The 22,581-nt window shown below is 48.2% G+C and carries 21 protein-coding genes; 13 read left to right on the plus strand and 8 right to left on the minus strand.

The window, feature by feature from the left end:
* Position 1: 1 nt before the first annotated feature.
* The 4 genes from LMJ53_RS00415 to LMJ53_RS00430 all read right to left on the minus strand — a co-directional run bounded on the left by LMJ53_RS00415 (position 2) and on the right by LMJ53_RS00430 (position 5,329).
* Complete coding sequence (locus LMJ53_RS00415) at positions 2–1,156, minus strand: enoyl-CoA hydratase/isomerase family protein (RefSeq protein ID WP_229584280.1); 1,155 nt, start codon at positions 1,154–1,156, stop codon at positions 2–4.
* A 93-nt stretch (positions 1,157–1,249) separates the two neighbouring features.
* Complete coding sequence (locus LMJ53_RS00420; RefSeq protein ID WP_229584281.1) at positions 1,250–2,407, minus strand: acyl-CoA dehydrogenase family protein; 1,158 nt, start codon at positions 2,405–2,407, stop codon at positions 1,250–1,252.
* Between the two features lie 106 nt (positions 2,408–2,513).
* The gene (locus tag LMJ53_RS00425; RefSeq protein WP_229584282.1) at positions 2,514–4,010 is read right to left on the minus strand and encodes a CoA-acylating methylmalonate-semialdehyde dehydrogenase; all 1,497 of its coding nucleotides are present in this window, start codon (positions 4,008–4,010) and stop codon (positions 2,514–2,516) included.
* Between the two features lie 134 nt (positions 4,011–4,144).
* A complete protein-coding gene (locus tag LMJ53_RS00430; RefSeq protein ID WP_229584283.1) occupies positions 4,145–5,329 on the minus strand; it encodes an acetyl-CoA C-acyltransferase in 1,185 nt (394 codons plus the stop codon).
* 266 nt (positions 5,330–5,595) lie between these two features.
* Between LMJ53_RS00430 and LMJ53_RS00435 the strand changes: the two genes are divergently transcribed.
* The 10 genes from LMJ53_RS00435 (at position 5,596) to LMJ53_RS00480 (ending at position 16,172) form a co-directional block, all read left to right on the plus strand.
* Positions 5,596–6,000: a MerR family transcriptional regulator gene (locus LMJ53_RS00435; RefSeq protein ID WP_226750097.1), complete on the plus strand. Its 405-nt coding sequence runs from the start codon at positions 5,596–5,598 to the stop codon at positions 5,998–6,000.
* 47 nt (positions 6,001–6,047) lie between these two features.
* On the plus strand, positions 6,048–7,217 hold the full coding sequence (locus LMJ53_RS00440; protein WP_229584284.1) for an isovaleryl-CoA dehydrogenase: 1,170 nt from the start codon (positions 6,048–6,050) through the stop codon (positions 7,215–7,217).
* Between the two features lie 243 nt (positions 7,218–7,460).
* Positions 7,461–9,005 carry a carboxyl transferase domain-containing protein gene (locus LMJ53_RS00445; protein ID WP_267867421.1) on the plus strand — a complete coding sequence of 515 codons (1,545 nt, stop codon included), beginning with the start codon at positions 7,461–7,463 and terminating at the stop codon, positions 9,003–9,005.
* Positions 9,006–9,168: 163 nt separating this feature from the next.
* On the plus strand, positions 9,169–9,987 hold the full coding sequence (locus LMJ53_RS00450) for an enoyl-CoA hydratase/isomerase family protein (protein WP_229584286.1): 819 nt from the start codon (positions 9,169–9,171) through the stop codon (positions 9,985–9,987).
* 4 nt (positions 9,988–9,991) lie between these two features.
* A complete protein-coding gene (locus tag LMJ53_RS00455) occupies positions 9,992–11,977 on the plus strand; it encodes an acetyl/propionyl/methylcrotonyl-CoA carboxylase subunit alpha (protein ID WP_229584287.1) in 1,986 nt (661 codons plus the stop codon).
* Positions 11,974–12,879 (plus strand): hydroxymethylglutaryl-CoA lyase, encoded by a 906-nt coding sequence (locus LMJ53_RS00460; RefSeq protein WP_229584288.1) that lies wholly within the window; start codon positions 11,974–11,976, stop codon positions 12,877–12,879. The genes LMJ53_RS00455 and LMJ53_RS00460 overlap by 4 nt, the downstream gene beginning before the upstream one ends.
* A gap of 817 nt (positions 12,880–13,696) precedes the next feature.
* On the plus strand, positions 13,697–14,398 hold the full coding sequence (locus LMJ53_RS00465) for a CoA transferase subunit A (protein WP_229584289.1): 702 nt from the start codon (positions 13,697–13,699) through the stop codon (positions 14,396–14,398).
* A gap of 10 nt (positions 14,399–14,408) precedes the next feature.
* Positions 14,409–15,068: a CoA transferase subunit B gene (locus tag LMJ53_RS00470; protein WP_229584290.1), complete on the plus strand. Its 660-nt coding sequence runs from the start codon at positions 14,409–14,411 to the stop codon at positions 15,066–15,068.
* A 173-nt stretch (positions 15,069–15,241) separates the two neighbouring features.
* A complete protein-coding gene (gene parS / locus LMJ53_RS00475) occupies positions 15,242–15,691 on the plus strand; it encodes an antitoxin Xre/MbcA/ParS toxin-binding domain-containing protein (RefSeq protein WP_229584291.1) in 450 nt (149 codons plus the stop codon).
* A 1-nt stretch (position 15,692) separates the two neighbouring features.
* Positions 15,693–16,172, plus strand: coding sequence for an RES family NAD+ phosphorylase (locus tag LMJ53_RS00480; protein WP_229584292.1), 480 nt, complete (start codon positions 15,693–15,695; stop codon positions 16,170–16,172).
* Here the strand turns inward: LMJ53_RS00480 and LMJ53_RS00485 are convergent.
* Positions 16,161–17,039, minus strand: coding sequence for an NAD(P)-dependent oxidoreductase (locus LMJ53_RS00485; RefSeq protein WP_229584293.1), 879 nt, complete (start codon positions 17,037–17,039; stop codon positions 16,161–16,163). The two genes, LMJ53_RS00480 and LMJ53_RS00485, sit on opposite strands and share 12 nt — an antisense overlap.
* An 83-nt stretch (positions 17,040–17,122) precedes the next feature.
* On the opposite strand from LMJ53_RS00485, the gene LMJ53_RS00490 reads away from it, so the two are divergent.
* On the plus strand, positions 17,123–17,602 hold the full coding sequence (locus tag LMJ53_RS00490) for a glutathione peroxidase (protein WP_226750108.1): 480 nt from the start codon (positions 17,123–17,125) through the stop codon (positions 17,600–17,602).
* Between the two features lie 70 nt (positions 17,603–17,672).
* The gene (locus tag LMJ53_RS00495) at positions 17,673–18,653 is read left to right on the plus strand and encodes a 2-hydroxyacid dehydrogenase (protein WP_229584573.1); all 981 of its coding nucleotides are present in this window, start codon (positions 17,673–17,675) and stop codon (positions 18,651–18,653) included.
* Positions 18,654–18,738: 85 nt separating this feature from the next.
* On the opposite strand, the gene LMJ53_RS00500 is transcribed toward LMJ53_RS00495, so the two are convergent.
* Together LMJ53_RS00500 and LMJ53_RS00505 are read right to left on the minus strand one after the other, a co-directional pair.
* Complete coding sequence (locus LMJ53_RS00500; RefSeq protein WP_229584294.1) at positions 18,739–19,131, minus strand: DUF2750 domain-containing protein; 393 nt, start codon at positions 19,129–19,131, stop codon at positions 18,739–18,741.
* A 90-nt stretch (positions 19,132–19,221) separates the two neighbouring features.
* The gene (locus LMJ53_RS00505) at positions 19,222–19,644 is read right to left on the minus strand and encodes a YqaA family protein (protein WP_229584295.1); all 423 of its coding nucleotides are present in this window, start codon (positions 19,642–19,644) and stop codon (positions 19,222–19,224) included.
* A 212-nt stretch (positions 19,645–19,856) separates the two neighbouring features.
* Here LMJ53_RS00505 and LMJ53_RS00510 point away from each other — a divergent pair, with 212 nt between their 5' ends.
* Positions 19,857–21,398 (plus strand): methyl-accepting chemotaxis protein, encoded by a 1,542-nt coding sequence (locus LMJ53_RS00510; RefSeq protein WP_229584296.1) that lies wholly within the window; start codon positions 19,857–19,859, stop codon positions 21,396–21,398.
* Positions 21,399–21,414: 16 nt separating this feature from the next.
* On the opposite strand, the gene rlmC is transcribed toward LMJ53_RS00510, so the two are convergent.
* The gene (rlmC, locus tag LMJ53_RS00515; RefSeq protein WP_229584297.1) at positions 21,415–22,578 is read right to left on the minus strand and encodes a 23S rRNA (uracil(747)-C(5))-methyltransferase RlmC; all 1,164 of its coding nucleotides are present in this window, start codon (positions 22,576–22,578) and stop codon (positions 21,415–21,417) included.
* Positions 22,579–22,581: the final 3 nt, after the last annotated feature.

Genomic DNA, 22,581 nt, shown 5'->3' on the forward strand with positions numbered 1-22,581 from the left:
TCTAATATCCTTGTTGTTGTTTACCCAATTGTGCAAGGGGATGTGCGGCTTCTGGCCATGGCGAACGAAACAGTTCTGCCACCACTTCCACCGGCACGGCTGCCACATCGGGATATAACCACTTAGGTTGTAAGTCTTTATCAATTAATAAAGCTCTCACACCTTCTTGAAATTCGCCTAACTTGCCACATTGCACACTTAAACCCAGTTCCAAACGGAAACTGTCGGCCAGTATTTTTGTTTGACCCAGCTGTAATAAACGAAACACAATATGAGCGGTGATCGGGCTGCCATAGCTCAGCGACGCTTTGGCTTTAGTCAGCCATTTATCTTCACCTGGCATCGCCATAATACTATTAACCACCTCGGCTAAGGTCGCTGCTTGGGCTAAAGCCGCGATAGGCTCTTGATGCACACGGATCTGGCTAAGTGGCATTTGTGTGCGACAACCTTGTTCTTGCACTCGTAGTGCATCAGACAGTTTCTGGTGGTTTAACGACACCGTATCCCCCCAGTTAATACTGCAAAGCTTTTGCACTAACTCGGCTTTTTGCTCATGGCAAATAAATACATCCGCTAAACCAATAAAGCGCGCATCTGCGGCATTAATGGATGCACCGGTTAAACCTAAAAATAAACCACAGCCAGCCGGCATCCGATTTAAAAACCAGCTTGCCCCAACATCAGGATATAAACCGATGGCCATTTCCGGCATGGCAATACGACTGCTCGCGGTCACGATCCGATGTGAAGCGCCCGCCATCAGGCCCAAACCACCGCCCATGACGATGCCATTACCCCACACTAACACGGGCTTGCCAAAGGTATGGATCAGATAATCGAGGGTGTATTCTTTGCAGAAGAAATCAGCAACATAAGGTTGAAATTGGCCGGGGGCATCCTGCATAGCTTGATACAAATCGCGAATATCACCACCCGCACAAAAGGCTTTATCACCCGCGCCTTGCAACATCACCATAGCAACGGTTGGATCCGCTTGCCATGCTTGCAATTGTGGCAGTAAGGATTCAACCATTGGCAAGCTTAAAGCATTAAGTGATTTTTCTGAGTTGAGTGTCGCCACGCCAATCAGTTTACCATTGGCTGCTTGCAACTCCTGATAAAGCACTACACTACTGTCAGTATTTACCAGCATAAACATTCCTTTAAAGTGTACAGTAACGCTTAGGGTAAGCCCTGTGTGTGACATCACATGGCATAAGCTCAGCGTTACCGTGATTTTTTATCGTTATAAGATATCGCCTGCCGCTTCATCTAATAAACGCCGGCCGATAATCAGCCGCATAATTTCGTTCGTACCTTCTAAGATCTGGTGTACGCGGACATCACGGAAATGTCGCTCAAGAGGATACTCTTTGATGTAACCGTAACCGCCATGCAGTTGCAGTGCTTGATCACACACTTGGAAACCAACATCGGTGGCAAAACGTTTGGCCATCGCACAATAAGCGGTGGCTTCACTGTCTTGCTGATCTAATTTAAAGGCCGCTAAGCGCACCAGTTGCCGAGCCGCCACCAGTTCAGTGGCCATATCGGCCAGTTTAAACTGCAGCGCTTGAAACGCCGCTAAAGGCTTACCAAATTGCTGACGCTCCAACATATAATTGCGCGCGGTATTCATCGCTTGTTGCGCTGTACCGATAGAGCAGGTCGCAATATTAATGCGGCCGCCGTCTAAGCCTTTCATAGCAAAAGAAAAACCTTCGCCTTCATTGCCTAATAAATTGTGCGCAGGAATACGCACATCTTCAAAAGTAATTAAGCGAGTTGGCTGTGCATTCCAGCCCATTTTCTCTTCGGCTTTACCGTAAATCACGCCTTTGGCATCGGCAGGTACAATAAAGGCTGAAATCCCTTTCGGGCCAGCTTCTCCGGTACGTGCCATCACCACTAATACTTCGGTTTCACCGGCGCCCGAGATAAACATTTTTGAGCCGTTCAGCACATAATGATCACCGTCTTTCTTCGCGCTGGTACGTAAACCCGCGGCATCAGAGCCTGAGCCCGGTTCAGTTAAGCAATAAGAGGCTAACTTTTGGCCGGTCACGAGCGACTCAACCCACTCACTTTTCGCGGTTGCCGTGCCCCAGGTTGCAATCATCCAGGTCGCCATATTGTGAATGGTCAACATCGCCGTGGTCGCAGTACAGCCCATGGCCAGTTGCTCAAAGATAATCGACGAATCTAAGCGTGATAACCCCATACCGCCATCTTCTTCTGCGGTATATAGCGAACAAAACCCCAGTTCACCCGCTTTTTGGATCACGGCTTTTGGAAAGAAGTGATCACGATCCCACTGTGCAGCATTTGGGGCTAATTCTTGCTCAGCAAACTGCTTAGCCACATCAACAAAGGCTTGTTGGTCTTCAGTTAAATTAAAATTCATAGAGATTTCCTGTACTGATCTAAGCAAAACGGACGACGGCGCAGCTGCAAATTTTTAATGGTTTTGTCTTCGCTGTCACCGTCGCCACGTTCGCCCCTGTCAACTCTTAACGTAAATTAATCGACATATTCGGGCCGGCTACCGGAATATCGTCATCGAACCAACGCGCCGTAATGGTTTTAGTCTCAGTGTAGAAGCGCACAGCTTGTTTACCGTAAGCATGTTGATCGCCGTAGAACGAGCCTTTCCATCCGGTAAAGGAGAAAAAAGGTAGCGGTACTGGAATGGGAATATTAATACCCACCTGACCCACTTCTACGTTGTGCTGATACTTACGAGCGGCAGCGCCACTGGCGGTGAAGATTGACGTGCCGTTACCAAAAGGACTGTCGTTAACGACTTTTAATGCCTCTTCTAACGAATCTACCGTCATGGTAGATAACACCGGCCCAAAGATTTCTTGCTTGTAGATTTCCATCTCGGTGGTGACATTACTGAACACGGTAGGGCCAACCCAGTTACCGTTAGGGTAGCCATCGACCACGCAGTCAGTGCCATCTAACACACAGGTCGCGCCTTCTTTTTTACCTTGCTCAATCAGTGATAGCACACGAGCACGCGCTTGTGGGCTGATTTGTGGGCCGTAAGCCGCATTGGCATCGCTGTAATGCCCCGGACGCACTTTACCAATGGCCGCGGCCACCTCGGGGATCCACTCTGCCGCGGCACCGACAAATACGGCTACTGAAATCGCCATACAACGTTGTCCTGCCGCCCCCACAGAAGCGCCTACCAAGGCATTCACCACCTGTTGCTTATTGGCATCAGGCATAATCACCATATGGTTTTTCGCACCGGCAAAAGCTTGTACACGCTTCAGGTTGTCAGTACCCGTTTTATAGATGTATTGACCCACGTTAACCGAGCCTACAAACGAAATCGCTTTAATATCAGGGTGATGCAAAATGGCATCCACTTGCTCTTTCGCACCGTGTACTACCTGCAACACGCCTTTTGGCGCACCGGCTTTAACAAACAGCTCGGCAATTTTGTTCACCGTCATCGGATCTTGTTCAGACGGTTTTAAAATAAAGGTGTTACCACAAGCAATCGCCATCGGGAACATCCACAGTGGGATCATCGCAGGAAAGTTAAATGGCGTGATGCCCGCGCAGACACCAAGCGGCTGAATGTAGCTGTAGGTATCAATGCTACGTGCCACGTTTTCAACGGTTTCACCCATCATTAAAGAAGGGATATTCGCCGCTTGCTCTACCACTTCAATACCGCGCCAAACATCGCCTTTCGCATCTTCAACGGTTTTGCCTAACTCTTCACAAATGATCTCAGCAATTTCGCCCTGATGTTCTTTTAATAAATGCGCAAAACGCATCATTAACCGAGCACGTTCAGAAACCGGCACTTCTTTCCATGTTTGAAAAGCCGCCTTAGCTGAGGCAATAGCGCGCGCCATTTCTTCGCTGGTGGCACAAGGCACTTGAGCAATCACCTGTTGCGTTGCAGGATTGGTCACTGCGATCAGTTTATCGCTCGTTGAGGTGACGAATTCGCCGTCGATAAAGTGTTGAACCTGTTGTGTCATGAAGCATCTCCCGATTGTTGGGCTATACCGACGGCATATTATCTATGTCATTATTATTTGCCGTCGGTAGATATGAATGGTTTATTGTTGCGTTGGCCGGTGTAAAACACCCAGCCCACGAAGCATAGCGTTTGTTACATGACTTCCACTGCAAGCGCGACGGCTTCACCGCCACCGATACACAGTGAAGCAATACCTTTACTTAAACCGCGGTTACGCAAAGCGTGGATCAAGGTCACCAAAATACGGGCACCTGAAGCGCCAATCGGATGACCTAAGGCACAGGCACCACCGTTGACGTTAACTTTGTTATTATCTAAACCCAGCTCATTCACGGCGAGCATCGTCACCATGGCAAAGGCTTCATTGATTTCCCACAGGTCAACCTCATCTTTTTGCCAACCGGTTTTTTTCAATAATTTTTGCATCGCACCAACGGGCGCAACCGTGAAATTTTCTGGTTCAATCGAGTGCGTGCTGTGGGCCACAACGCGCGCTAAAGGTTTAGCCCCTAAGGCTTTGGCATCGTCTAAACGCATTAATACCAAGGCGGCAGCGCCATCAGAAATTGAACTGGAGTTTGCGGCGGTAATAGTGCCGTCTTTGGCAAACGCCGGACGTAAAGTGGGAATTTTATCTAATTTGGCATTACCCGGTTGCTCATCGACGTTAAAGGTCATTTCGCCTTTACGCGTTTGAAAGGTGACCGGCGTAATTTCAGCAACAAAGGCGCCACTACTAATAGCATTTTGTGCTCTGGTCAGTGATTGCACCGCAAAGGCGTCCATCTGCTCCCGATTAATCGCTTTATCATTAGCCGTGTTTTGCGCGAAACAGCCCATGGCTTTACCGTCATAGGCGTTTTCTAAACCATCGAGCATCATATGATCTTTCATTTCGCCGTGGCCCATACGATAACCGCTACGCGCTTTGGGTAACAGGTAGGGCGCATTTGACATCGACTCCATGCCACCGGCGACCACAACATCGGCGCTGCCAGCGTGTAATAAATCACTGGCTAACATCACGGCTTTTAAGCCTGAGCCACACACCTTGTTAATGGTGGTTGCACCGGCACTTAAAGGTAAACCGGCTTTTAAAGTGGCTTGGCGCGCGGGTGCCTGGCCTAAACCCGCCGGCAGCACATTACCCATAATCACTTCGCTAATTTTCTCAGCAGCAATTCCTGCATCAGCCATCGCAGCTTTAATGGCCGCCGCACCTAATAGTGTAGCGTCAACCTCTGATAAACCGCCCATAAAGCCGCCCATGGCGGTACGTCTAGCAGCAACAATAACAACAGGGTTTTGCGGATTCATTCAGCTCTCCAAATCTTGGCGTTGACTTAAATAATGACACAGAGCCTACACCAAATTTACGTTTACGCCAACGTCAACTTGTTAGCACTATGGTATTACCACAGATTTAAAGTGCAAAAATCTGTACAGCGAGTGGCGTTTTGTTGGCATAAAAACTTTACAAAGAGCACTATTAACCCACTCAAACAGTGATAGCTTATGGCTGATTGCTTTACCTTTACGTAAACTTCACTTATAGTTGCCAGCACTTAGTGAGAAGGCATGCCATGAAAGAAAAAGACGAGAAAACCTACAGTATCAGCGAGCTAGCACGGGAGTTTGACATTACTACCCGTAGCATTCGTTTTTACGAAGATCAGGGTTTGATAACGCCACAGCGCGCCGGCCAAACACGAATTTACAGCAAACGTGATCGCGTTCGCTTAAAGCTTATTTTGCGCGGCAAACGCCTAGGCTTTAGCTTAGCGGAAACCGGTCAGTTGTTTGAATTGTACGATGCCGACAAAAGCAGCGTAAAACAACTCAGCACCATGTTGACCTTAATTGAGCAAAAAAAAGTCGAACTACACCAACAGATGGATGACATTAAAGTGGTGTTGATGGAGCTGGTTACCGTCGAAAAACGCTGCCGAGAAACGCTTTCTGAAGCCAAACAACCAAAAAGCGCCTGAACCAATAAGGTTTCGGGTGATAAGCCTAATACAGATGGGGATTTAACATGATTAGCAGTTACAAAGGCCTTAATTTCGATTTAGGCGAAACCGTCGATATGATCCGCGATCAAGTAAATGCGTTTGCGCGTGAAGAAATCGCACCGCGTGCCGCGGCAATCGACGAGCAGAACGAATTTCCACATGACTTATGGCGTAAATTTGGTGATTTGGGTTTATTAGGCATTACCGTGGATGAAAAATACGGTGGCTCAGGCTTAGGCTATATTGAGCACGTTATTGCCATGGAAGAAATCAGCCGCGCCTCTGCCTCAGTGGCCCTGTCTTATGGTGCTCATTCCAATCTGTGTGTGAATCAAATTTCTCGCAACGGCACTGAAGCACAGAAAATGAAATACTTACCCAAACTGTGCTCGGGTGAACATATCGGTGCCTTGGCCATGAGCGAACCGAATGCCGGCTCTGACGTGGTTAGCATGAAACTGCGCGCCGACAAACAAGGTGATAAGTACATTTTAAACGGTAACAAAATGTGGATCACCAATGGTCCGGATGCGCATACCTATGTGATTTATGCCAAAACCGACGTGAATGCCGGTTCAAAGGGCATCACCGCTTTTATCGTGGAACGCGGTTTTAAAGGTTTTAGCCAAGCGCAAAAACTCGACAAGCTGGGCATGCGTGGCTCAAACACCTGTGAATTAGTCTTTGAAGATTGTGAAGTCCCTGCCGAAAACGTATTAGGCGAAGTTGGTCGTGGCGTACAAGTACTGATGAGCGGTTTGGATTACGAGCGCGTGGTATTAGCCGCTGGCCCGCTGGGTATTATGCAAGCCTGTATGGATGTCGTAGTGCCTTATATCCACGATCGTAAGCAATTCGGCCAATCCATTGGTGAATTCCAATTAGTACAAGGTAAGTTAGCCGACATGTATACCCGCATGAACGCGGCCCGCTCTTATGTCTACATGGTAACGAAAGCCTGTGATAGAGTTGAAACTACCCGTAAAGATGCTGCCGGCGTGATTTTATATGCGGCGGAATTAGCCACCCAAATGGCTTTAGACGCCATTCAATTACTCGGCGGTAATGGTTATATCAATGAATACCCTACCGGACGTTTGTTACGAGATGCCAAGCTGTATGAAATTGGTGCCGGTACCTCAGAAATTCGCCGCATGCTGATTGGCCGTGAACTCTTTACCGAATCGAACTAAGCTTTTAAGCCGGATTAATAGTGGCAGCGTCAGCTTCCACTGTCTTATTAGCAATCTAGGCAAGTGACATTAACTAGGCGAAGCGCGCAACAGATTTAACGAAACGAGCGATTAAACGTGAGTCTGCTAAGTTGTTCCGGTTCCGCTTTGTTTAACCCGCTCTAGTACAAGGTGACTTAAGTGACCAGAATTACGTCAAAAGTAAATCCTCGCGCAGAGGATTTCCAAAAAAACGCTGCGGCGATGCAAGCTGTGGTGGATGATCTGAATAGCACAGTACAAAAAATTAAACTCGGTGGTGGCGAAGCGTTGATCGCGCGGCATACCGCACGTGGCAAGCTGTTTGTGCGCGAGCGGATCCAAAAGCTGCTCGACCCGGGCTCACCCTTTTTAGAAGTAGGCCAATTTGCCGGTTGGGAATGCTATGAAGATTACGTGCCCTGTGCCGGAGTGGTTGCCGGTGTAGGTCGTGTCAGTGGTGTTGAGTGCATGATTGTCGCCAACGATGCTACGGTGAAAGGCGGTACTTACTATCCGCTTACGGTAAAAAAACACTTACGTGCGCAAGAAATTGCTGAGCGCTGTCACCTACCCTGTATTTATTTAGTCGACTCTGGCGGCGCTAACCTGCCACGCCAAGACGAAGTTTTCCCCGATAAACTGCACTTTGGGCGTATTTTCTTTAATCAAGCGAACATGTCAGCCAAAGGTATTCCGCAAATCGCGGTAGTCATGGGGCTCTGTACTGCAGGTGGCGCTTATGTGCCGGCCATGGCCGATGAAAGCATTATCGTTAAAGATCAAGGCACCATCTTTTTAGCCGGTCCACCACTGGTAAAAGCCGCCACCGGTGAAGAAGTCTCCGCCGAAGAGCTCGGTGGTGCCGATGTGCACTGTAAAATCTCCGGCGTGGCAGATCATTATGCTTTAAATGACGAACACGCCCTGCAACTTGCTCGTAATGCGGTATCCAGACTGAACCGCCCCGCACCTCAGCAAATGGATGTAAAAGCAGCGCAAGAGCCTTTATATGATGCTAAAGAGCTGTACGGCATTGTCGGTACCGACTTACGCAAACCGTTCGACGTGAAAGAAGTGATTGCTCGTATTGTTGATGGCTCAGATTTTGATGAGTTTAAACAATATTACGGTGCTACGCTCGTTTGTGGTTTTGCGCGGATCTTCGGCTATCCTGTGGGCATTGTCGCCAATAACGGGATTTTATTCTCCGAATCGGCGCAAAAAGGCGCGCATTTCATTGAGCTTTGTGCCCAGCGCAAAATCCCACTGTTGTTTTTACAAAATATCACCGGTTTTATGGTGGGTAAAAAATACGAAGCCGAAGGTATTGCCAAACACGGTGCCAAAATGGTGATGGCGGTCAGCTGCGCCAAAGTGCCGAAATTTACCGTGTTAATTGGTGGCAGTTATGGCGCCGGAAACTACGGCATGTGCGGCCGGGCTTACGATCCCACCATGATGTGGATGTGGCCGAATGCGCGCATCTCGGTAATGGGCGGTGAACAAGCCGCCGGTGTTATGGCCCAAGTCACTAAAGATGGCTTAGCACGCAAAGGTGAAACCTTAAGTATTGACGCTGAAAAAGCCTTGAAGCAACCCATTGTTGAACAATATGAAAAACAAGGCCATCCTTACTATGCCAGTGGTCGCTTATGGGATGATGGCATTATCGATCCGGCACAAACGCGAATGACCGTCGGTTTAGCTTTAGCCGCCGCCTTAAATGCCCCAATTGAAGAAAGCCGTTTTGGTGTATTTAGAATGTAAGGTGTTACCGCAGCCAGTTTGCTTAATAGCGGGCTGGCTGCGCTAAAGTAGGTTAACCACAAAAGGTGTTTTATGTAGTAAGCAAACGCTTGCTGGCTTATCCAGCCATACCGGCAACCCCATTACTTTTATAAGCAGAAAGTCTTAACTTTCGGAGATAAAAATGACCCAGGTATACACAGAAGTTAATATCGATACCCGTGGCGTAGCAACTTTAACGCTGAACCGCCCTGCTGTGCATAACGCTTTTGATGACGCGATGATCGCCGAATTAATTAATGTGATCAACGATCTCGCCAATAACGATGCCGTACGGATTATGGTGCTCGCCGCCAATGGCAAAAACTTCTCTGCCGGTGCCGATTTGAATTGGATGCGCGCTATGGCGCAAAAAGATTACGATGAAAATCTGGGTGATGCCGCCGAATTAGCCACCTTAATGCACTTGCTCGATAAATTTCCAAAACCCACTATTGCTTTGGTTAACGGTGCAGCCTTTGGCGGCGCGGTTGGTTTAGTGGCTTGCTGTGATATTGCTATTGCCAGTGACAGCGCCACTTTCTGTTTAAGTGAAGTGCGCATTGGTTTAATGCCTGCCGTTATTAGCCCTTATGTGATGCGAGCATTGGGCGAGCGCGCCAGCCGCCGCTACTTTATCACTGCAGAGCGCTTTAACGCCGCTACCGCACTGCAATTGGGTTTATTACATGTTGTGGTAAGTAGCGATGACATGCAGGCTTGCTGTGAAGGTTTTATTACGCAACTGCTGCAAAATAGCCCAGCGGCGATGCGTGCGGCTAAAACCTTGTTGCAAAACATCTACAACCGAAAAATTAGCAACAATGTTATTGCTCATACCCAGCAAGCGATTGCCGATATCCGCGTATCTGACGAAGGCCAAGAAGGCTTAAGCGCATTTTTAGACAAACGTACCCCAGCTTGGCAAAACGCAGTAACCACCGATGATAAGGCAGGGAAATAACATAATGTTTCGTAAGATCTTAATTGCTAACCGTGGCGAAATTGCTTGTCGCGTGATTGATACCGCACACAAACTCGGTATTCGCTGCGTGGCGGTTTATTCTGAAGCCGATGCCAATGCCCGGCATGTCAGAATGGCCGACGAAGCCTACTTACTCGGCCCTGCGCCAAGTAAAGACTCCTATTTACGCAGTGACAAAATCATTGCTATCGCTAAACAAAGTGGCGCCGAGGCGATTCACCCAGGTTACGGTTTCTTATCTGAAAATGAAGATTTTGCTAACGCCTGTGCGCAAGCCGGTGTGATTTTCATTGGCCCACCGGTGGCGGCCATCACCGCGATGGGCTCAAAAAGCGCAGCCAAAAAAATTATGCAAGAGGCCGGTGTGCCGTTAGTGCCGGGTTACCATGGCGATGATCAAAGCGATACCCTGTTAGCTGAAGAATCAACCCGTATTGGTTATCCGCAATTACTGAAAGCTGCCTACGGTGGTGGGGGTAAAGGCATGCGGGTCGTCTGGAAAAAGGACGAATTTGCTGCCGCCTTAGCCAGTGCTAAGCGCGAGGCCAAAGCCGGCTTTGGCAATGATAAAATGCTGATCGAGCGTTATTTAACCAAACCGCGCCATATTGAAATTCAAGTATTTGCCGATAATCACGGCAATGCGGTGTATTTAGCGGAGCGTGATTGCTCTATCCAGCGTCGCCATCAAAAAGTGATTGAAGAAGCCCCTGCCCCCAATTTTAGCGCTGCGCAGCGCCAAGCCATGGGTGAAGCTGCTGTAAAAGCCGCTAAAGCCATTGACTACCGTGGCGCCGGTACGGTGGAGTTTTTGTTTGACGAAGACGGTTCTTTCTACTTTATGGAAATGAACACCCGCTTGCAAGTTGAGCACCCGGTGACAGAAATGATCACCGGGCAAGACTTAGTAAAATGGCAATTATTAGTGGCCGCGGGTGAGCCTCTGCCATTGGCACAACAGGATATTCAATTAGACGGCCATGCCATCGAAGTGCGCGTTTATGCCGAAGATCCGGACAATGACTTTTTACCGGCTACCGGCAAACTGACTTATTTACGTCAACCCGAAGCGAATCGCCATGTGCGGGTCGATACCGGCGTGGTAGAAAACGATGAAGTGTCGCCCTTTTACGATCCGATGATTGCCAAATTGATTGTTTGGGATGAAAGCCGTGACCGCGCCATTGCCCGCATGCTGCGCGCCTTGGATGATTACCGTATCGCCGGTGTGACGACCAACCTGAGCTTTTTAACCAGCCTGACCGAACACCCTGCGTTTAAAGCTGCACAGCTAGATACTAACTTTATCACTCAGCATCAAGAAAGCTTATTTGCCCCAGCGAATAATGAAACCAATCAAGCCTTAGTACTGGCTGCATTGTTTGTTTTACAACAGCAAAAAGCCCCCAGCTGCAGTCATACAACTTTTAGCCCATGGCAATTTAGCCATGGCTGGCGTTTAAATGAAATGCCGACCGTGCACATTGCTTTGCATTATGGCGAACAGAAACAAACACTGACTATTCAGCAACATGAGCAGTATTATGTTATTGATGTGCAGGGCCAACAATTATGCTGTACCGCCGAGCTTATCGGTGATGAACTTAGCGCCGTGTTAGGTGATCATCGTACCAAGGTGCAGGTAAGCCAATATGGCGACACCATCAGCATCTTTATTAAGCATCAGCGCTACGACTTTATCTATCAAACCGAAGTCGCTACCGAAGTTGATGGTAGCGAGCATGCCGGCAGCTTAACCGCACCGATGAACGGGACTATTGTCGCGGTGATGGTTGAAGCTGGCGCCAAGGTTAAAGCCGGTGAGACCTTAGTGATCATGGAAGCCATGAAAATGGAATACAGCATCAAGGCACCGAAAGATGGCGTAGTAAATCAGCTGTTTTATCGTGCCGGTGAGCTGGTACAAGACGGTGCAGAACTGGTCGATTTTACTGCGGAGGAGCAATGAGTTTTCCTAAAACCGTGCGCCTAGTGGAAGTGGGCCCTCGCGATGGTTTGCAAAACGAGCAAAATGTTAGCACAGACGCCAAAGTGCAGCTAATTAATATGCTTAGCGCTGCAGGTCATCGCTATATCGAAAGTGGCGCCTTTGTCTCCCCCAAATGGGTACCGCAAATGGCCGACTCAGCAGCCGTGTTCGCCGGTATTTCGCGCGGCGCCAATGTCACCTATGCTGCCCTCACGCCCAATTTAAAAGGTTACGAAGCCGCTAAAGCCGCCGGTGCAACTGAAGTGGCCATCTTTGGCGCCGCATCGGAAGCCTTTAGTCAAAAAAACATTAACTGCTCGATCAGTGAAAGCTTGGCGCGTTTTGCGCCGGTACTGGATGCAGCAAAAGCCGATGGCATAAAAGTACGAGGGTATATCTCATGTGTCGTCGGTTGCCCCTATCAGGGTGACGTTGCGCCAAGCGAGGTCGCGCGAGTAGCCAAAGCACTACTAGAGATGGGCTGCTATGAAATTTCGCTAGGTGACACCATCGGGGTTGGCACCCCGCTTAAGGTGAATGCCATGCTGGACGCCGTGCTCAAAGTGGCGCCTGTTGAACAACTCGCAGTGCATTTTCATGACACTTATGGCCAAGCCTTAACCAATATTTATGTGGCGCTCAGTCGTGGCATTAGCGTGATTGACAGCGCCGTAGCCGGTTTAGGCGGCTGCCCTTACGCTGCCGGTGCCTCAGGCAATGTGGCCACTGAAGATGTGGTGTATTTATTAAATGGCCTAGGCATTTCACATGGTGTAGATTTAGACGCTTTAGCCGCTGCAGGGCGGTTTATTACCGAGCAATTGGGTAAAACCACGAGCTCAAAAGTAGGCTTAGCACTTAACGCTAAATGCGCGCCGTAACATAAAAGTAGGCCTTACGCTTTTACTGAAAAAATCGAAGCGCTGCGAAATCGCAACAAACAAATAGCGCAGCACAATTTTTGGTGGGACCGTGTTTTTCAGAGATGAAAAACAGGAGCGTACAAGGATGTATTCACAGCGTGTCCCAACAAAATTGGGCGCAGCGACAGTGCTAGTTAGACAAAACGCAGCGCAATTTTTGGTGAGACCGTGTTTTTCAGGGATGAAAAACAGGAGCGTACAGGGAAGTATTTACAGCGTGTCCCAACAAAATTGGGCGTAGCGACAGTGCTAGTTAGACAAAGCGCAGCACAACTCAAGAAGGCAAGAATTTAACTGAGTACCTAGTGCTAAAGTAGGATTGGCACAAGGTGCCTGTAACCTTCAAACTAATACCATAAACAAAGCATATTATCGTAGTCTTTAATAAAAAAATTGATGACATGCAATGACTTGCTTAGACAACTTGCTAGCTAAAACAAAACAACAAGGATTGAGTAGCACAATTTCGTCGGGACCGTGTTTTTCATGGATGAAAAACAGGAGCGTACAGGGAAGTATTTACAGCGTGTCCCGACAAATTCGTGCAATTCAATCCGTGTCATTGAAATGATGACAAGGTGATATGTACTCGACGCGGTGCTCCGGCTATTTATTCTGAGGTACGCCGTAAACCCGTCCCTGGGGGCTCCATTCAGGCATCCATGCCTTCAAGGACCCTCAGAATAAAAGCCATACTCACCGCGTCTTTATGGCTGCAGCAGATAATCAAACACTCCAAGTAAGTTTGTTATTAAAACACGACAGAGGACACAAAATGGCAGGGTTTAATAAAGTCGTACATAGCTACGAAGACGCCATGGCAGGCTTGCAAGACGGCATGACCGTTATTGCCGGAGGCTTTGGCTTATGCGGTATCCCAGAAGGGCTTATCGCCCAAATCAAAAAAATGGGGACCACCGACTTAACCGTGGTATCTAACAACTGCGGTGTTGACGGTTTTGGTTTAGGCGTATTACTCGAAGATCGTCAAATCAAAAAAATGGTCGCCTCTTATGTAGGTGAAAACGCCCTGTTTGAAAAACAATTACTCAGCGGCGAACTTGAGGTGGAATTAACACCACAAGGCACTTTGGCCGAAAAAATGCGTGCTGGCGGTGCCGGTATTCCCGCCTTTTTCACTGCTACCGGTTACGGTACACCGGTGGCCCAAGGCAAAGAAACGCGTGAAATCAACGGCCGTAATTATGTATTAGAAGAAGCCATAACCGGTGACTTTGCCATAGTTCGCGCCTGGAAAGCCGACCGTTATGGCAACTTAGTGTTCCGTCATACCTCAATGAACTTTAACCCGATGGCCGCTACAGCCGGCAAAATCACCGTGGCCGAAGTGGAAGAAATTGTCGAGCCTGGCGAATTAGAGCCATCACAAATTCATACCCCAGGTATTTATGTGCAGCGCGTGATCAAAGGCAACTTTGAAAAACGCATTGAACGTCGTATGGTTCGTAAAGATTAAGGAGGCAGCAATGGCTTTATCACGTGAACAAGTTGCCATGCGTGTCGCGCAGGAACTTAAAGACGGTTACTACGTCAATCTCGGGATCGGTATCCCAACGTTAGTCGCAAACTATGTACCCGCCGGTATTGAAGTGATGCTGCAATCCGAAAACGGTTTACTCGGTATGGGACCCTACCCAACCGAAGCAGAGCTGGATGCCGATATGATTAATGCCGGTAAAGAAACCGTCACGGCAATTAAAGGCGCGGCTATTTTCAGCTCGGCTGAAAGCTTTGCGATGATCCGCGGCGGTCATGTCGATTTAACCGTACTAGGCGCTTTTGAAGTGGATCAAAATGGCAATATTGCCAGTTGGATGATCCCCGGCAAGCTGGTTAAAGGTATGGGCGGCGCCATGGACTTAGTGGCCGGTGCACTCAACATCGTGGTCACCATGACCCACGCTGATAAATACGGTAACAGCAAGTTACTGAATGATTGTACTTTGCCACTCACCGGTGTCGGTTGTGTGAAGAAAATCGTTACCGATCTGGCCGTACTAGAAGTGCGGGATGGCGCCTTCCATTTGTTAGAACGTGCACCAGGCATTAGCGTGGAAGAGATCCAACAAAAAACGGCAGGCAAACTGATCGTCAATGGCGACATACCAGAAATGGTATTTAATTAAGTTAGCCAAAAACAGATATTAGGGCGCGAGTACAGCTAAGGCTGATCAGTTTGGTGTTTTCCATAACACCTTTTATTTAACTGACAGGCATTGTTGATATCGCGCCTTTTTTTTGACCAAGCAAATATCATATGATAGAGTCAATACATACCAATTGATAAATCAGGTGTATTATGACCGCGCAAGTTCATGAGTTTATTCCAAGCCACTACGCTAGCCCGAACCTCTGGCAACAGCTAGGCATTGCCGAGCGCGGGCCTAAATTGTATCAAGCGTTACATCACGGCTTTCATTACAACGTCTTTGAAAAACTCGCTTTATCGGCACAGCTCGATAAAAAACAGTTGGCTCAGGTTTGCCAATTAGCGCCCGCAACACTGGCTCGTCGCGCGAAAAGTGGCCATTTTACTCAAGATGAAAGTGATCGTTTATACCGTTTCGCTACCGTAATGGTGGCCGCAAATGCCCTTTTTGCACAGGATAGCGCAGCCACTAAACGCTGGTTAACCGAGCCGGTGTATGGTCTGGGTGATAAAACTCCGCTCGATATGCTCAGTACCTCTGCTGAAAGCCAAGCCGTGTTAGATTTAATTGGTCGCTTATCACATGGTGTCTTTGCCTAAGATGGCAGCAAAAGACACCATTTCAGTTTATCGATTAGTGCATCAACAATGGGCTGCGCAAGCCTTTGATGGTGAAGGTGCCTATTTATATGGTGGGCGTTGGAATAACAAAGGGCAGTGTTGTATTTATACCGCAGGCTCAGAAGCGTTAGCCGTTTTAGAGATCTTGGTGCATTTAAATAATCGAGCGGCACTGCGCCAATATCGTTTATTTCAACTTAGTGTAGACAGCAGCGCCGTGTTGCAACTGAGCCAAGAGAACCTGCCCGCAAATTGGCGCGCCCAACCGGCTCCGGCTGATACGGCCCGTTTAGGTGATGATTGGCTACAGCAAAAGGCTAGCTTGGCTTTAGCGGTGCCCAGCGTGTTGGCACCGCGTGAAACCAATATTTTATTAAACCCGCAGCATAGCCAATTTAAGGGCTGCCTCAGCAGCCTTGTTGAATTGGAATTTATGCCCGATCCACGCTTAACGCTTTAACCGCGCCAGCAAGCTCGAGGTATCCCAGCGACCACCACCAAGCTGTTGTACTTCACTATAAAACTGATCAACCAATGCGGTTAGGGGTAAATGACTGCCATTTTTGCGCGCTTCATTCAGCGCAATCGACAAGTCTTTACGCATCCAATCCACAGCAAAACCAAAATCATATTCTCCGGCCAACATGGTAAGCGAGCGGTTTTGCATTTGCCAAGACGAAGCTGCGCCTTGAGAGATCACCTCGACCACCGCCGCACCGTCTAAACCGGCATTTTGGGCAAAATTCAGCGCTTCAGCCAAGCCTTGTACCACCCCGGCAATACAAATCTGATTGACCATTTTAGCTAGCTGGCCATTGCCCGCGGGGCCCAATAATTTTACGCAGCGCGCATAACTTTGCATGGCGGTTTCGGCTTTGGCATAGGCTGCGGGTTCGCCCCCAACCATCACAGTTAAAATGCCTTTCTCTGCACCCGCTTGGCCACCTGATACCGGCGCATCTAAAAAGCCGAGCTGTTGTTTAGCACAAGCCATGGCCAGTTCACGTGCTAAATCAGCCGACGCTGTAGTATGGTCAATCAATACTGCGCCCGCTTGCATGCTTGCTAACACACCGTGCTCGCCATACACCACTGAGCGCACATCATCGTCGTTACCTACACAAACAAACACTAAGCTCGCGCCACTGGCTGCAGCGGCTGGCGTTGCAGCCGCCTCACCTTGGTAGTGTTCAACCCACTTTGCCGCCTTGCTCGCGGTGCGGTTATATACGCTGACTGCATAGCCTTTTTGTTGCAAATAACCCGCCATTGGGAAACCCATTACACCTAAGCCGATAAAGGCCACTTTCACTGCTTGATTTGACATATAACTGACTCAAAAATATGACATACTGTGGCCATAGCTTACTAAGTTCTCTCACCGATGAACAGCAAATAAAAGGATCTGCAATGCCCTCTATCTATGATTTTACTGTGCAAGATAACCAAGGACAGCCCATCGAACTCAGTCAATATCGCGATAAGGTGCTGTTAATCGTCAATACCGCCAGCAAATGCGGCTTTACGCCGCAATATAAAGAGCTAGAAGCGCTCTATCAGCAGTATCACACGCAAGGTTTGGTGATTTTAGCCTTCCCCTGTAATCAGTTTGGTGGGCAAGAACCCGCAGGCAATTCTGAGATCCAACAGTTTTGTGAAATCAATTTCGGGCTAAGTTTCCCATTAATGGCTAAACTGAATGTTAATGGGCCTGATACCGCGCCTCTGTTTGATTATCTCAAAGAGCATGCCCGCGGTTTACTGAAAAGCCGAGCGATAAAATGGAACTTCACCAAGTTTTTGGTGAATAAAGAGGGGATGGTAGTAAAACGCTATGCACCGCGCACTAAACCCGCCAGCATAGCGCCTGCCATCGAAGAATTACTGTAAATTTGATCTGGCGCTAATTATGACCGAACAAGATACCCTACACTATCCGCAATCTGATGGGAGATTGCCGATGAAAGTCGCTGTATTCAGTGCCAAAAAATACGATAAAGAAGGGTTCAGCCAATGGGCCGATCCCAGTCTTCAATTTCACTATATTGAAAGCCGACTTAACCTAGAACACCTTAAACTGGCGCAGGGCTGCCATGCTATCTGTGCCTTTGTTAATGATGATTTATCTGCGCCAGTGTTAGAGCAGATGTCAGTGATGGGCATCGAAATGGTTGCACTGCGCTGCGCCGGCTTTAACAACGTCGATTTAGACACCGCCAAAGCTTTAGGCATTCGCATCGCACGGGTCCCCGCCTACTCGCCTGAGGCAGTTGCAGAGCATACCGTGGGTATGATGCTGACGCTTAATCGCAAATTACATAAAGCTTACAACCGCGTGCGCGATGACAATTTCGCCTTAGACGGTTTATTAGGTTTTAATATGCACGGTAAAACGGTGGGCATCATAGGTACTGGCCGCATCGGGCTGGCAACCGCTCGGATCTTAAAAGGGTTTGGTTGCAAACTGCTTTGCTATGATATTAAACCGGATCCGGAATTTGCCGAGCATTACACCAGCTTAACCGCGCTTTATCAGCAAAGTGACATTATTAGTTTGCACTGCCCGCTGTCACCACAAACCAAATATATCATTAATGCCGACAGCCTTAACTTAATGAAAGAAGGCGTGATGCTGATTAATACCAGCCGCGGTGCATTAATTGACACTAAAGCCGTTATCGATGGTTTGAAAAATCGTAAAATTGGTTATTTAGGCTTAGATGTGTACGAGCAAGAAGCGGATATTTTCTTTGAGAACTTATCAGAGCAGATGATTGATGACGAAGTGTTTAAGCGCTTATTAACCTTTTCCAATGTATTAATTACTGGGCATCAGGCGTTTTTTACCAAAGAAGCGTTACAGCAAATTAGCCATATTACCAGTGAAAACTTGTTAGCTTATGCCAGCGGCAGTTTTAACGGTAATGAATTAGCCAACTAAGTGTTAAAGCCGCAGTAGTAAAGTGTCTACCTATTGCGGCTTAATTATCATCGTTAAGCAAAACAAGGCCTAATGAAAAACAGTTTTACGCGTCGTCGCTTGTTTCATCGACCAGCGTTTCAGCCATTTCATCTGGCGACACCACCACACCGGGGCCATCCGCGTCTGGCAATACGGCAATACTTAACTCATCGCCATTTAAGCCTTCAGTCCACTTGTTTAACCAGGTTTCTAAATCCACGGCTTGCGCTTGACAGTTTGACCATTCGCCTTCAATCCACTGCTCAGCTAACTCAAGGTGTGGCCATACTGGGATACAACGTTCATCTTCGGCACTGACTAAAACAAAACCTTCATCATCTGTTAGGATCCAGATCTGCTGTAAATCTGCAACGGCTTGAATAAAGTAGTCGTAACGCTGCTCTGCATCAAGCGCCGTAATGCGTGCTAACTCTTCTGCCGATAATTGGTATTCCATGTGTCTATCCCATACTGTCAATAATAAGGTTAATGATGACGGATCTGCCGGCATAATGCCATCAGAAAAAGCGTTAGCGCAGCGCTTAGCTTAAAAAAAGGACAGTGCTAGCAGGATCAACACCGCATAACGCAAAGCCTTACCGATAGTCACTAACAGCAAAAATATCGAAAAAGGCATCTTTAACACGCCGGCGATCATCGTTAGGGGATCGCCTACTACCGGCAGCCAAGATAACAACAAACTCCAGCGGCCATAACGCAAAAACAGTCGCTCGGCACGCGCTAATTGGCTTGTCGATACTGGAAACCAGCGTTTATGCTGGTATAAACGTAGTTTTTGACCAAGCCACCAATTCACGCAAGAGCCTAAAGTGTTGCCCAAGGTGGCGCTAAGCCACAACAACAAGGCGACATGCCCCTGTTGCAGTAAAGCCAGTAACAGCAACTCTGAAGAGGCCGGAAATAGCGTAGCCGCGATAAAGCCGGTTAAAAATAACGAGAAATAAGCCAAAACGTCTACCTTTTACTCAATGGGGATGCGACCCAACGCCTTAATCGTGCCGTTGTTGATGGCGACATAAAAAACGGCTCATCATTGGCGTCATTATTAGTATAAAACAACCGCTTGGCTATACTTTAGTCGCAGCGCTCGGGGCACGCATTGACTTTGCTAACGCTTTTACCGAATCTGCTTAATCATATCAAAAATAACTGGGAGTCATCATGCCGCTAAAGTTGACACATCACCTGCTGTTTTTAGTGCTGTTAGCACTCAGTCAACTGCTGTTGCTCTGGCTAGACTATGCCAAGGTAGCGGTCGGCCTGTCTTTTTTACTTACTGCTTTCTATTTATATGCCGTCTCGAAATCAGTGCCACCCGACTCGCCGCTTGAAACAAAGACAACGCATCAGCCGGTATTAAATGACATTTCAACTGCCACCTCAAAAATGGCCATTGGTGCCGCTGAAGTGTCATTTTATATTGATGGCTTAATTAAAGATATCCAACAAAGTGGTCAAGATAGCCAGCAAATTGCCAACGCGACCAGCGCAGTGGCCGACACCAGCAGTAAACTGAATCATAATTTGCAAACCATCAACCTTGCACTCACGCAAACCGCCAGTGCCAGTTTACAAGCGGATCATAAATTACAATCTGGTGTGGATAAAATTCAACAGCTTGCCCAAGCCGTTAGCCATGCGGCGCACGAGTTGTCTGCCCTGCGCGGCAATGCGGATAAAATTCAGCACATTACTCAAGTTATTGATAATGTCGCGGCGCAAACCAATTTATTGGCACTGAATGCGGCCATTGAAGCGGCAAGAGCAGGTGAACAAGGACGCGGTTTTGCCGTGGTCGCCGATGAAGTGAGAGCTTTAGCTGGCAAAACGGCGAATGCCACCAAAGATATTGGCAGTATGCTGGCCGATATTCGCTCACAAAGCGCGCATACGGCAAATTTGATGACCCAATTAGAAGAAGCCAGCCATCAGGTGCAGTTAGAGTTACAAGATGTCGCCAGCGGCGTGCAGCATATCAGTCAAGAAGTCAGTCAATCCTCTACCACCTTAAACCAAATTGAACACCTCAGTGCCGATCTTGAACAAAACAGTGTGCAGATCAGTAGCGCTATCAGTAATATCAGCCAAGCACTGCAGGCTATCGAGCAAAAAGGCGGCAGTATTGCCAGTCAAGCTATTGATGTCTCGGTAGAAACCGAAACCATTTATCGCGCCCTCAGCCAGCAACAACACGATGCTTTTTATCAACCGATCTTACAAGAAGCACAACAAGCGGCAAGCGCCATTGGCGAGTTAATGCAACAAGCGATCAGTCAGGGTAAATTTAGCCAGCAACAATTATTTGCCGAGCAATATCAGCCTATTGCGAATACCAACCCGCAAAAATACCATACCGCCTATGATAAATTTACCGATCACGCCTTCCCGGCCATTCAAGAAGCCATTTTGGCTCGGCATGCCAACGTAACCTATGCAGGGGCGGTCGACCGTAAAGGCTATTTCCCTACGCATAATCGTAAATTTAGCCAAGCATTAACCGGTAATTATCAAAAAGACTTACTGCAAAATCGTACCAAACGCATTTTTAATGATCGTACGGGCAGCCGCTGTGGCAGTAATACCGAAGCCATGTTGTTACAAACGTACAAGCGTGATACCGGAGAGATCATGCACGATCTCTCGGTACCCATTTATGTGGCCGGTAAACATTGGGGTGGTTTTCGCATTGGCTTTACTCGCTAAGCCACTAAGGCAGGCATTAGCGCCGAACTAATAAGGTCAGCACCTCGGCATGGCTGCTATGAGCAAACAGATCGAACAACTGAGCTTTGACTAAGCGGTAGTCTTTTAGCCGCGCTATATCAGCCGCTAAACTTTGTACGTTGCAACTGGAATACAGCATAAAACGCGGTTGTAACCTTATGATATCGGCACATAAAGCGTCACCTAACCCGCGCCTAGGTGGGTTAACCACCAATAAATCAGGCGCCTGTGCGGCGGCATGGGCAAAGGCCGCAGAGTCTAACGCTTGAAAACCCACCTGAGTGAGCCCCAACTCGCTGGCCGCTTGCTCGGCACTGGCTATCGCAGCGGCGGCAATTTCAATGCCGGTTAACCTGGGTTGTTGCCCTGTTACTGCCGTTAATTGGCTTGCTAAGTGCAGCCCAAAGCCACCGACACCACAAAACAAATCCCAGATCTGTCCAAGTGGCTCACCTTGTTGCTGTAACTCAACCGCCCAAGTTGCGGCGGTAGCATATAGCGCCGCCGCTAAGCTGGGGTTGGTTTGAAAAAAGCTTTGGGGTGATAAATACAACGGCACCTGGTTTAATTGCTCGCGCAGCAAGCGCTCTGCCGTAAGCACAATCTCTTCTGCCCCTTCTAACAGCGCGGCAGGTTGTGGCTGCAAATTAATACTGACCACAGCTAGAGCGGGTACTTGCGCTAACAAGCGCGGTAGATACTTTTGAATGACCGCTAAATGATTTTTTGAACGCAGCACAAAACGCAGCATAAAACGGCCGCTATGCTGGCTTTGACTCAGTAAAATAAATTTCAGCTCACCACGGCGCTGCTGCACCTGGTAAGGCTGCAGTTTAGCTAAAACGATAAAATCTGTAATGGCGGCAAATACATCAGCAAAGCGCTCTGGATACAACGGGCAATCGGCCAAATCGACCGCTTCGTTTTGCTGATTAACAATCCCCAGCAATGGGGCTGCTGCCGTGCCAAGCACCACCATTTTGGCTTTATAGCGAAAACCCTGCTCGCTACTGGCGATGGGCGCTAATAACTGAAACGGCGTAAAAGCAGCCAATACATCTACTAACTGCTGCTGTTTGTTGGCCAGTTGTGTGGCATAGGGCTGAGCTAACCATTGGCAGGACTGACAACGACCTGCTATAAAATGGGCACACTGCACAAT

Origin of the sequence: Rheinheimera sp. UJ51, from assembly GCF_020819615.1 — a bacterium.
Classification (GTDB): domain Bacteria; phylum Pseudomonadota; class Gammaproteobacteria; order Enterobacterales; family Alteromonadaceae; genus Alishewanella; species Alishewanella maricola.

Excerpts from the sequence above, each read along its gene's own strand:
- LMJ53_RS00415 (WP_229584280.1), bottom strand. The coding sequence starts at position 1,156 with ATGCTGGTAAATACTGACAGTAGTGTAGTGCTTTATCAGGAGTTGCAA.
- LMJ53_RS00420 (WP_229584281.1), bottom strand. The coding sequence starts at position 2,407 with ATGAATTTTAATTTAACTGAAGACCAACAAGCCTTTGTTGATGTGGCT.
- LMJ53_RS00425 (WP_229584282.1), bottom strand. The coding sequence starts at position 4,010 with ATGACACAACAGGTTCAACACTTTATCGACGGCGAATTCGTCACCTCA.
- LMJ53_RS00430 (WP_229584283.1), bottom strand. The coding sequence starts at position 5,329 with ATGAATCCGCAAAACCCTGTTGTTATTGTTGCTGCTAGACGTACCGCC.
- LMJ53_RS00435 (WP_226750097.1), top strand. The coding sequence starts at position 5,596 with ATGAAAGAAAAAGACGAGAAAACCTACAGTATCAGCGAGCTAGCACGG.
- LMJ53_RS00440 (WP_229584284.1), top strand. The coding sequence starts at position 6,048 with ATGATTAGCAGTTACAAAGGCCTTAATTTCGATTTAGGCGAAACCGTC.
- LMJ53_RS00445 (WP_267867421.1), top strand. The coding sequence starts at position 7,461 with ATGCAAGCTGTGGTGGATGATCTGAATAGCACAGTACAAAAAATTAAA.
- LMJ53_RS00450 (WP_229584286.1), top strand. The coding sequence starts at position 9,169 with ATGACCCAGGTATACACAGAAGTTAATATCGATACCCGTGGCGTAGCA.
- LMJ53_RS00455 (WP_229584287.1), top strand. The coding sequence starts at position 9,992 with ATGTTTCGTAAGATCTTAATTGCTAACCGTGGCGAAATTGCTTGTCGC.
- LMJ53_RS00460 (WP_229584288.1), top strand. The coding sequence starts at position 11,974 with ATGAGTTTTCCTAAAACCGTGCGCCTAGTGGAAGTGGGCCCTCGCGAT.
- LMJ53_RS00465 (WP_229584289.1), top strand. The coding sequence starts at position 13,697 with ATGGCAGGGTTTAATAAAGTCGTACATAGCTACGAAGACGCCATGGCA.
- LMJ53_RS00470 (WP_229584290.1), top strand. The coding sequence starts at position 14,409 with ATGGCTTTATCACGTGAACAAGTTGCCATGCGTGTCGCGCAGGAACTT.
- parS (WP_229584291.1), top strand. The coding sequence starts at position 15,242 with ATGACCGCGCAAGTTCATGAGTTTATTCCAAGCCACTACGCTAGCCCG.
- LMJ53_RS00480 (WP_229584292.1), top strand. The coding sequence starts at position 15,693 with ATGGCAGCAAAAGACACCATTTCAGTTTATCGATTAGTGCATCAACAA.
- LMJ53_RS00485 (WP_229584293.1), bottom strand. The coding sequence starts at position 17,039 with ATGTCAAATCAAGCAGTGAAAGTGGCCTTTATCGGCTTAGGTGTAATG.
- LMJ53_RS00490 (WP_226750108.1), top strand. The coding sequence starts at position 17,123 with ATGCCCTCTATCTATGATTTTACTGTGCAAGATAACCAAGGACAGCCC.
- LMJ53_RS00495 (WP_229584573.1), top strand. The coding sequence starts at position 17,673 with ATGAAAGTCGCTGTATTCAGTGCCAAAAAATACGATAAAGAAGGGTTC.
- LMJ53_RS00500 (WP_229584294.1), bottom strand. The coding sequence starts at position 19,131 with ATGGAATACCAATTATCGGCAGAAGAGTTAGCACGCATTACGGCGCTT.
- LMJ53_RS00510 (WP_229584296.1), top strand. The coding sequence starts at position 19,857 with ATGCCGCTAAAGTTGACACATCACCTGCTGTTTTTAGTGCTGTTAGCA.